General features: G+C 62.4%; 8 protein-coding genes. All 8 read right to left on the bottom strand.

Translation table 11 applies throughout. The features are described from left to right. The coding region (locus QZY48_RS08185) for a hypothetical protein (RefSeq protein ID WP_295429977.1) at window positions 1-323 on the bottom strand (323 nt) is incomplete at its 3' end. Window positions 324-549: 226 nt separating this feature from the next. Further along, a complete protein-coding gene (locus tag QZY48_RS08180) occupies window positions 550-4,851 on the bottom strand; it encodes a hypothetical protein (RefSeq protein WP_295429975.1) in 4,302 nt (1,433 codons plus the stop codon). 159 nt (window positions 4,852-5,010) lie between these two features. Beyond that, on the bottom strand, window positions 5,011-5,409 hold the full coding sequence (locus QZY48_RS08175; RefSeq protein WP_295429979.1) for a GxxExxY protein: 399 nt from the start codon (window positions 5,407-5,409) through the stop codon (window positions 5,011-5,013). A gap of 195 nt (window positions 5,410-5,604) precedes the next feature. Next, entirely contained in the window at window positions 5,605-6,771 is a 1,167-nt protein-coding gene (locus QZY48_RS08170) for a hypothetical protein (RefSeq protein ID WP_295429973.1), read from the bottom strand. After that, window positions 6,768-7,532: a Fic family protein gene (locus tag QZY48_RS08165; RefSeq protein WP_295429971.1), complete on the bottom strand. Its 765-nt coding sequence runs from the start codon at window positions 7,530-7,532 to the stop codon at window positions 6,768-6,770. The genes QZY48_RS08170 and QZY48_RS08165 overlap by 4 nt, the downstream gene beginning before the upstream one ends. A 121-nt stretch (window positions 7,533-7,653) precedes the next feature. Beyond that, complete coding sequence (locus QZY48_RS08160; RefSeq protein WP_295429969.1) at window positions 7,654-8,466, bottom strand: Fic family protein; 813 nt, start codon at window positions 8,464-8,466, stop codon at window positions 7,654-7,656. Window positions 8,467-8,935: 469 nt separating this feature from the next. Next, the gene (locus QZY48_RS08155; protein ID WP_295429967.1) at window positions 8,936-9,271 is read right to left on the bottom strand and encodes a nucleotidyltransferase domain-containing protein; all 336 of its coding nucleotides are present in this window, start codon (window positions 9,269-9,271) and stop codon (window positions 8,936-8,938) included. 54 nt (window positions 9,272-9,325) lie between these two features. Continuing rightward, window positions 9,326-9,562, bottom strand: a complete 237-nt coding sequence (locus tag QZY48_RS08150) for a type II toxin-antitoxin system MqsA family antitoxin (protein ID WP_295429965.1) — start codon at window positions 9,560-9,562, stop codon at window positions 9,326-9,328. Between the last annotated feature and the right edge of the window lie 331 nt (window positions 9,563-9,893).

Genomic DNA, 9,893 nt, shown 5'->3' with positions numbered 1-9,893 from the left:
GTGGTCTCCTGCGCCAGCAGATCGGGGACACGCCGTCCTTCGGGCTGCGCAACCGCGTCCCTGAATCCGATGGTCCAGTCCAAAGACGCAAGCACCGGCCCCTCATCGTATGGCGGCAACAGCAACAGGGTACGCCCCGGTGCCGCGCACCAGGCCGTCAGTGCATCCCGGTCCGCATCCCCCGACGCCTGCAAATCCCTTCCGATCATCAGCAAGACGCCGCCCTCCGGGAGGGTGTCCCCAAACCCCTGTGCGTGCAGCGCCGCCGCGAGAAAGCGTCCGCGGCGATGCCCGGCAAGCCTGGAATCCAGAAATACCATCATGCTACGCACTCCAGGTCATAGTCACCACCGAAGATATTCACCACAAAGGCACAAAGGACACAAAGGAATAAGAATTGAATTCTTCGTGTCCTTTGTGTCTTTGTGGTGGCATATTATGATGCGTTGATGCAGAAGAGGCTTAACCACAAAGGCACGAAGGACACGAAGGAATAAGAATTGAATTCTTGTGTCCTTTGTGCCTTTGTGGTGAATCTTCTTCCTGGGTTCAGATGGCGTTTCCGAAGGTGAGGCGACTTTGAAGCACTCCCTTGTCCACGAGCACCTGCTGCTCCTCGCTCGACAAGCTCGGCTGCCTGTCATCCAACAACACCCGGGCAATCTCGCACCAGCGCTCCACCCTGATGCCGGTGTCCGCCAACGCGCGCTCGGCAGACCTGCGCCATCCCTGTACCAGCAGATCAAGCTCGACATTCAGGTCATGGAGCGACAGGGCGCCCACCTCGGTCATCCCGAGCGGCGGAATCGGCACCAGCCCGCGCGCCCGCAACAGCGGATTGAGCTGCACGCGCAGGCCACTGTTTGCGGCCTCCAGCTTCGCTGCCTGGTAGGAGGCGATCACGTTCTCGATCCTCTGCACCTGTCCGCCCAGGACCGCGGACTGGGTGATCAGCGACTTCATCAGCGTGTCCGGCACGTCCCGGATGGCAACGAACTGACCCTTACGCGCCTGGCCGTGAATCTTCTTCAGTTGCTCGTCCGCCTGCTCCTCCAGTTCATTGAAACTGTCCGCGATCTGCTGATGCTGGCCCAGGTAGCCCTCCAGCAAGGCAGGGTGATCAGGGCCAGCATAGTCGGTCGGCAACGGGTCCAATACCCGTCGCGCCGTGTCGATACGGACCCTGACCGCCTCGGTCTGACTCCAGGCGCTCTGGTATTTCTCCTTGAATTGCCGGTAGGCGTGCAGGATGTAACCACTGACCTCCTCGAATGGCTTGGTAACGCCGGTCAGCGGGTCATAGCCCACCTCGTGGCCGAGTAAGTCCAGGCGTTCGGAGGCCTTGTCCAATTGCAGGGAGCGCAGAAAATGCAGCAGGGTCTCGCTTCCGGCATTGGTTTCCTCCTGTTGTGTGGCCGTGTCCGCGGTCCGCTCCAAGGCGCCGGCGAGGATGTTTCGGATGGTCTCCAGAGACAGCGTGAACAGCCGCCGGGGAAAGGGTGGCTGCGCGTCCTCGTCGGCATCGATGCGGGCGATCAGGGCGCTGGCCTGGCCGGCAATGGCCGTCCCGGTCCGATCGACGAATTCGGCAAAGAGTCTGGCGCTTTCCACCCGCTCATAGAGCGACAGCCTGGTATCTTCCAGGCGCAAGGTGCGTACATGGTCGATGGTGACCCTGGGTAGCTGCTGCGGACGCACCAACCGCACCAGGGCCCGGACCCCAGAGCGTGCCTTGATCAAGGCCGGCAGGCGCTCGCGGATCGTCGTGAGGTCACTCACCTCCGTCAGGGCCTGCTCTTGCGTTGCAAGATCCGCCAGCAAGCGTTCTGCCTTGTCGATGCGATCCACTGCCTCCGTCGTCTGGGTACCCTGGGGCGAGGCATCCTTGGGCGCAAAATAGCCTGGGATCTTGTCCATGCCATAGACCCGCTCCAAGGTCTTCACGGCAGCCCGGTAGCCGTCCGCGGTCGGGGCGTCCAGCCAATTGCCGGCCATCTGCACCCCAGCCTTCAACTCGGCCCCGGTTACCTGTATCCACTTTGGTGTCCGCAGGGTCTCATCCTCGATCTTCAGCAGATTGAGCCCGGCACACCACCACATCCAATCCTCAAAGACGTTCTTGGCGGAGAGCCCTGAAGCGCTCGACAAGTGTCCCCAGTACCAGTTGAAGCGCGCCTGCTCCAGGGTCCAGGTGCGTGGCTTACTCGGGTCCGCGATCCGGGCCAGGAACGGCGGGAAGCGCGCCTGGGCCTGCTCGGGCTGATCCAGGTCCAGGAACAAGCCGGCATGTTCGTTCTTGTCATAGCCCTGACTCGCCACCCGGCTGCTCAGGGTCAGGCGCCCGAACAAGGCGGCCAGGGCCTGTGCATCCACCCCATGCCCAGGCAGCAGCGCCTGGAGTCCACCGAGCTTGGGCTCCTCGATTGCCAACAGGCTCCAACCCCGAAACAGCAGGTCGCGGTCCTCCAGGTTGAGCTTGCCCCCGGGGCGCAACGGCCAGGCGATCAGGCCCCGCGTGTCCAGGCGGTGGCGCCAATGGGCCATGGCGATGTACGTGAAGTCCCGAATGCCGTGGAGGCGGCTCTTGAACTTGGTCGTGAAGGCTTCGTCCTTGAGCTCGAAGCCCGACCGGTAGGCTGGGAGCAGCCCGATCCGCTCCACGACATCCAGCTCGGAACTGTTGAGGTAATAGAGCAGGATGTCGTCCTTGCCATACCTGGGGTCGTCGTCGAATCCACCCTTATCGTAGTAATCCAGGACACCCAGGGAACCGGTGAAGGCCATCACCGGGAAGCGGCCGTCGTCGCCGCGCACGCGGCACGCCAGCGCATGCAACCGGTTCAACTCCTCCGCACTGCTCACCCAGGCAAACCAGGCCTGATTGTCCGGGTGCAGCATCAAGGCGTCGCAGAATTGAAGCCCCCCTTTGCCCCCGCGGCCCCGCGCATGGGGGGCGCCTTGCACGACGAGCGAGTCTTTGTTGGTATAGGCCGGCTCGTCATACTGCCAGTTGCGATCCAGCAGCCGGAACAGGCCCGTGAGGCGGGTGCGTGGCCGCAGGCTCAGATCCGCCCGGCAGTCCTGCTCGAAGTCACGCATACCCGCGCTGTGGGCATCCGCGTAGCCCGGGTCCCGAAAGATCATCGAGTTGTTCTGTTGCGTGCGATAACGCAGATCCAGCCGCAGCAACATCGCGACACTCGGGCCTAGGTGGGTTGCCTCCTCCGGCCCCAGTTCCTTGTCCGTACCCACGAACTTCTGCCAGAGCGCGTCGGCCGCGAACTCAGCGGCCGGATGAGCGTACAACAGACCGACCAAGTGCTTGAACTCACCGTGGGACAACGGGATCAGCAAGGCGTCCGGTTCCGACTCCTTGATGGCGAAGGTCCGCAGGTTTTGCAGCAGGGCCCGGAGATTCAGCCCTTGCTCCACGCTAGGGTAGAACCACTCCTCATTGTTCCGCTGGAACTTCGCATCTTCCAAGGCCCGCCGACAGTCAAGCCGGTCCCAGCGCACCCGGCGGTACCGGCTGGCAACCGGTTCACTGTATTCGTTGCGGTGGTCCAGCAGCTCGGTCATGCGCGGCGGACAATCGCCCAGCGCCATCGGCAACTGACCGAACAGCAACTGTCGGGCGCGTGCCAAGAGCACCTGGTCTGAGGTATCGATGCCCTCGATGGCGTTGTCGTCCAGCACATGCGCGGCCACCCGTCCGGAGCCGGCAAGCACCGCCTCGAACACCAGCCCGGTGTCGGGGATCGGCCTGCCGGCGGCGGTGAACTGCTCCAGCACGGCATCGACATTCGCCATGACCACGTTGAACCAGCCGAAGTTGGCGCCACTCATGGCGTAGGCCGCCTCGACCAGACCCCGCGGGTAATCGAAGGCCAGCTTGCGCGCCAAACGCAACTGCGCCAGGTAATCGGAGACGTCGGCAAAGGCGTTGTGTTCCAGCTCCGTCAGCTCGAAGCGCCTGGCCGTGGACTGGATCTCGCGCAGTTGCTGCCCCAAGAGCGGCGAGCAGAGCGCCACGTAGCGCAGCCAGGGCAGCGCGCGGCGGGGGTCTTCCTCCTTGATGGCCTTGCCGATCAGGCGGATCGCCTGGCCGTCCATGCGTTTGGCATCGTCCTGCTCCAGCCCGAAGGTCGCCGCCTCGGCCACCGTCTCCAACTCGTCCAGTACCACCAGGACATAGCGGATACCGAAGTCACGCAGATACCCATAGGCCGCCTGGACCAGATCGATGACGAGCTTAGGCTCGAAGTAGAGTTGCTCCTCCGTGTGGGCCGCATCCAGTTGCAGCAGCTCACGCAGGCGTGCGGGATCGAAGCCCTCGGGCTCCAGGCGCCGCAGTGCTTGGCGTGCGATCTCGCTCTGGATCGACCCATCGAAGGCCCGGGTCGCCAACGGCAGCAGCGCCTTGTACAGCCCGAACGCGAACCAGTTGTCCGAATTCTGATAATCCGATGCCAACTGTGAGTAACGGATATAGAGCCCGAGGTACTCATCGCGTCGGTGGGCGTCGTCGAACAAAGGGGCGGACGCCAGCGCACCCGTCTCGTCACGGACGTACCACCCCTTGGAGCAGTCATTGATCTGGGCGATCAGCTCGTGGCCGAGTCTGGACTTACCGCGACCCCACTCCCCCTCCACCGCGAACACGTGGGCAAAGTTGTCCTGATCCTGATCCACCGTCCGGATAAAGGTCCGGTAGCGGTTGAAGAATCGGGTTTGCCCCACCAGCGGGTCCCGCGGCGGATAGTCCGAGACACCGGTCGCCGCCCAGCGGTGCCGCTGCGCCAGCCCCGCGACATACTCCGGCGTCAAATCCATCTCTTTCACCTCAGTCATACCGCGGCCCTCCATTTACCACAAAGGCACAGACAACACCGGAGGAAGATTTCACCACAAAGGCACAAAGGACACAAAGGAAGAAAGAGTATTTCTTTGTGTCCTTTGTGCCTTTGTGGTGAATACTCTTCTCCGCCAGTGTCGTTGTGGTGCATATTTTTAGCCGTTGACCATGCGACGGATGCCGTTTTTCATCAGTGGGACGTTGAAGTTCAGCAACAGGCCAAGCCACAGGCCGGACAGGCGCAGGTAGGTCAACAACTGCGCTTCGTGGATCGGTTCAATATGCTGGACCGACTTCAGTTCCACGATGAGCAACTTTTCCACGACGAGGTCCAACCGAAAGCCGGCATCCAAGTATTCACCCTTGTAAACCACCGGCAGCAATACCTGGCGCGCGACTGTGATACCGCGCAACCCAAGCTCGTACGCGAGCGCCGCTTCGTATGCGGACTCCAAGAGCCCAGGCCCCAGAATCCGATGCACCTCGATCGCTGCATCGACGACCACAGAGGCAAGAAAATTGGACCGCTCTCTGACTTCAGCTACCGATTGCATGGCGCCCTGCCCCCTTAGAATCACATGCGTTTGCGCACTCACTCAAAAGACTCACCACAAAGGCACGAAGAACACAAAGAACTCTTCCTTCTTCCTTTGTGTCCTTTGTGCCTTTGTGGTGCATAACTGTTCCCCGCATACCCGCAGGTGCTCACCAAGAAGATTCACCACAAAGGTACAAAGGATACCAAGAATTCATAGTCCTTCTTTGTGTCCTTCGTGCCTTTGTAGTGAACTCTTCAGACCCTGTCGCTCGATCCGCCACTGTTCCGCCTGCTCACGGATGGCCCGGCGCAGGCCCCGGGCATTGAGCCCCAAGGTACGCACGCCGCTGATCTGGTAGCAGGCGTCCGAGAATTTCGGGTGAACCCGATAGAAGCCCTGCTGACCGGAAAGCCCCTCCTGGAAGCGCCAGACCTGGCGCCGTTGCAGCTCACCGATCAGTGGCGACAACCGGGTATTCAGTGCGGCATCCGTCAAGGGCGCCGGAAAGAGTCCCATATTCAGGCGGCTGAGCAGCCCGAGCACGAAGCCGCCCAGTGACCCGCACAGCACCTCGGCGCCGTCGTCCCCCGCCACCAGCACCGCGATCTCGGTCGGATAGTGCGGATACTGGCCGGGCGGTAACTCCAGGAGCAACCCTCCGCGCGCCTCCGCCGCCCACGAATCCTGCACATAGCCGATGGCCGCGAGCAGCAACGGCCACGGGCCGCGCTGCACCCAAGCGAGTGGATCGGCCCCCTCCTCGCCCGGCCAGCGGCCACACAGGATGAAGTCCTCGTCCGGCCCGGCGCCATCCGGATGGGCCAACAGGCGCCCGGGGCACCAGTTGGCATCCACTCGCTCGCCAGTCCGATCGATCGGGTTGAGCACGGGCAGCGGCCCCTGTTGCCAGTGGGCGAGTTGGCTTGCCCCGGCCATGACGCGCGTCAGCACCGGCGTCGCCTGCGCCTGGTCCGCGGTGCAGCCGAAGAGCTCGCGCTCCAGTGCTGTCGACGTGGTCGGGTCCAGGGTCGCCTGCGGCATCGCGGCCTCGACCCAGGCCGCCGCCCCGCCGAGGCGGCTCACCAACTGCACCAGGGCATTGGCATCCGTGAGCTGCCCCGCCTCCCGGCAACGTGCCGCGAGTAGTCGCACCCAGGGCGTGCGAACCTCAAGCTGGGTGGCCAACACCGCCGCGACTGCCTCCTGATCGTCGCTAAGGGTCAGTCTCAGCCCCAACAGCTGGCGACTGATCACCCAGCGGCCCCCGTCCGTGCTCAGGTGCGCCAGGCCGGTCAGCAAGGGCGCCAGAGCCCCGTCGTCCGCCGCACAGGTGCCGATGCTGAACAGCCGCTGAAGGACCTTGAGCATGGCCATCATGCCCCCGCCCCCGCTGGACCTTGCTCCTTCTCCAGGATCTCCAGATAGCGCTCCAGGCTCTCGATCAGTCGCGCCTCCATGAAGGCCTGCCAGGGAGCGGTGTCGCCGCTGACATGGCGGGTTTCCAGCGCGTCCACATAGTCCGGCCGCTGTTCCGGCGCAATCACCACGGGGGGGAATCCGGCCTGCAACAGGATCAGATTCATCAAGAGGCGTGCAGTACGTCCATTGCCGTCGGTGAACGGATGGATGGCGACCAGTCGATAGTGGGCCTCACCGGCCGTTGCCGGGTCCGCCGGCGCCGCCGCCAGCCAGCGGGCGAAATCGCCCATCAGCGCCGGCACCTCGGCCGGCGACGGGAGCACCGCCAGGGAGCCTAAGATCATGCGCTGGCGCTGGCGCTGACTGTAGCGGCCCGCCTCGTCCCGGTCGCTGCGCCCGAGCACCAAGGCGTGGATCTGGCGGATGTCGTACTCGACGATCGGCGCCCCGCGTTGCGCCAGTTCTCGCACAAAGCGCCAGGCGTCCTGGTGATCGATCGCCTCAAGATGGTCCTTGAGGGGCTTGCCCCGGACCGTGATCCCCTGCCCCAACACCAGCGCCGTCTCCTGGCGTGCCAGGGTATTGCCTTCGAGCGCGTTCGAGGTGTAGGTCAGTTCCACCTCATACCACGCCTCCAGCGACTCCAAGGCCCCCTTGGATAAGAGGCGCAAGGCGTCCAGACGCCGCTTCAGCACCGAGATCCGATCGCTATCCGTCATGACTTTCTCAGTCCAGTTGGTTCACCGCCAAGAAGATTCACCACACAGGCACGAAGGACACAAAGAATACAATTCTCTTCCTTTGTGCTCTTTGTGCCTTTGTGGTGACTCTTCTTCGCCATCACTGAGCCCTCTTGGCTTGCTGGAACCGGGCTTGGCTGACCAGCGCACGAGTCGCGGAGTAGGATTCCTCGCAAAAGGCCAAAAAGGGGCCTTCCAGGTCCGGGCTTGGCCAGATTCCGCCCTGGGGGTTCAACTGACCGGCCCTGAGTTGATACTCCGCCAGGGTGTCGATATAGCGTTTGCGGTCCTGCACATCGATCACCACCGGCAGGTGGCCCGAACGCAGCACCGACACATTGGAGAGCAAGCGCGCCATGCGCCCGTTGCCGTCCCAGAACGGGTGTATATGGACAAAACCCAGGTGCAGGTGCGCATAGGCCGCGATGGCATCGGCCTCGCTCAGGTTGCCCTGAGATAAGCGATTCAGCTCCGCAAGCCATTGGGTCATCAGCGCCGGCACGTCCCGCGGGGCGGCGTACTCGATGAAGGTCTGACTCCCGTCCGCGGTCACCGCGTAGGTCCCGTTGGGCTCCAACTTCCAGGCCCCGAAGGGCTTGAAGATGTCCAGGATCACCTCGGACTGAACGACCCGATGCAGGTCGAACAGTTGATCCTGCGTGAACCCCGTATCCAGCCAGCGGTAGATCAACTCGATCGCGCGCGCGTGCCCCATCACCTCCTGATGGTCCTTCAGCGGCTTGCCCGAGACCGTGAGACCTTCCTCGATCACGAACTTGGTCTCGCCCAGCGTCAGGGTATTGCCCTCGATGGCCGTGGAGCCATGGGTCCACAGATCCCGGATTTGGGCCAGCAGGGCCGCGCGGATATCCCGGTCCAGTCCGGCGAAGGCTTTCAGGTCATTGATATTCATGCGTTCGAAGAGTTCACCACAAAGGCACGAAGGACACAAAGAAAAAAAGGCGCAAAGATGGGCATCGCTGCGCTCTGCCCATCCTACTTCCCTGATGACCCCAACGGGGTCACACATACCAGCCCAGGGCAACGCCCTGGGTTGGCGGTTCAAGAAAACCAGCCCTGAAGGGGCGTGACATACGAAATCAGCACAATGGTCAGGCATCTATGTCACGCCCTTTCAGGGCTCATGGACGAAATAGCGCGATCCCAGGGCGTTGCCCTGGGCTGGTCTGTCGCGCCCCTTCGGGGCTAAGGCGACTCGCTCGATCAAGCCGACCGGGGACGATCATTTTCGTGACGTCACGCAAATGATCGCGCCTCAGAAACGCCGGCAACATAATCTTTTCAATGGCATTTATGTCACACGCTCGGAAAAGCGGGCGAACTTTCGGCTGGATCTCGACACTTCCTTCGATCCCCATAGGTCACGTCGGCAACGGCACGCCATCGCGGCGGATGTTGGCGATCAGCGCCGGGTTGGCGAACCGCTCCGGGTGCGTCCATTCGTCCTCCCAGAACGGGATCGCGTCCACCAGCACGCCGGTTTCGAGCATCACGTCGAAGGCGATGCCGGCCATCTCCAGTGCGGCATCGACACGCGCGCCTGAGGCGCCGCGCAGCAACACGGCAATGTCCGCGTCGCTCTCGCGGCCCGCATCATGTCTGGCTCGGCTGCCATACAGCAGGGCGCCCGCCAAGTCGTAGTGTTCGCGCACCCGTTCCAGGAAGACCCGTGCAGTTTGTTCTGTTGCGCTATCCACGTCCTCCTCCGCATTTCCATAAAGATATGCCGTAAGCCGTCAAAGCGCCTTCCTTCAAGCCGCCCGGTCCTGCCATTCCGTCACATCGACGATGCTGTGCTTGGAGCGGGCCTGGGCCACTGCGCTCTCCAGGGTCTCGGCAACCCCATTGTCAAGCCAGTTTTCGCCGCACTGGTCACAGACCAGGGCCGGTACGTGGCGCACCACGACGACGCCGAAGCCAAGGTCGGCGGTAAAGGTGGTCAGCCCCTGGGTTCGGGTACCGCCACACATGGGGCATACAGGGTTCATCGCGGCCTCCTTTACGATTCACCACAAAGGCACGAAGGACACAAAGAAGAGAATTTCTTGTCGTGTGCCCTCTGATTCATGCGGCTACGCCTCGGCCTCTGGGCCTTGGGATTCACCACAAAGGCACGAAGAGCACAAAGAAGAGGAATTCTTGTGTCCTTTGTGTCTTTGTGGTGAGTCTTCAGATTCATGCCAGCAATTCCCGGCGAACACTCATTCGATGCGCTACCATAGCAATCATCTTGACTCAAATTTCTGTCGGCCAAGAAGAACTCTCAGCACAATCGGCTGCTGAAAACTAGGGTAGTAATTTTGGGCGCTGAAAAACTCT

This window comes from uncultured Thiodictyon sp. (assembly GCF_903828115.1).
Lineage (GTDB): Bacteria > Pseudomonadota > Gammaproteobacteria > Chromatiales > Chromatiaceae > Thiodictyon.
The sequence above is the reverse complement of the archived record's forward strand: the minus strand, read 5'-3'. Positions and strand labels throughout refer to the sequence as shown.

What these genes read in the sequence shown, in the direction of transcription:
- QZY48_RS08180 (WP_295429975.1), bottom strand. Translation starts at nt 4,851, where the DNA reads ATGACTGAGGTGAAAGAGATGGATTTGACGCCGGAGTATGTCGCGGGG.
- QZY48_RS08175 (WP_295429979.1), bottom strand. Translation starts at nt 5,409, where the DNA reads ATGCAATCGGTAGCTGAAGTCAGAGAGCGGTCCAATTTTCTTGCCTCT.
- QZY48_RS08170 (WP_295429973.1), bottom strand. Translation starts at nt 6,771, where the DNA reads ATGATGGCCATGCTCAAGGTCCTTCAGCGGCTGTTCAGCATCGGCACC.
- QZY48_RS08165 (WP_295429971.1), bottom strand. Translation starts at nt 7,532, where the DNA reads ATGACGGATAGCGATCGGATCTCGGTGCTGAAGCGGCGTCTGGACGCC.
- QZY48_RS08160 (WP_295429969.1), bottom strand. Translation starts at nt 8,466, where the DNA reads ATGAATATCAATGACCTGAAAGCCTTCGCCGGACTGGACCGGGATATC.
- QZY48_RS08150 (WP_295429965.1), bottom strand. Translation starts at nt 9,562, where the DNA reads ATGAACCCTGTATGCCCCATGTGTGGCGGTACCCGAACCCAGGGGCTG.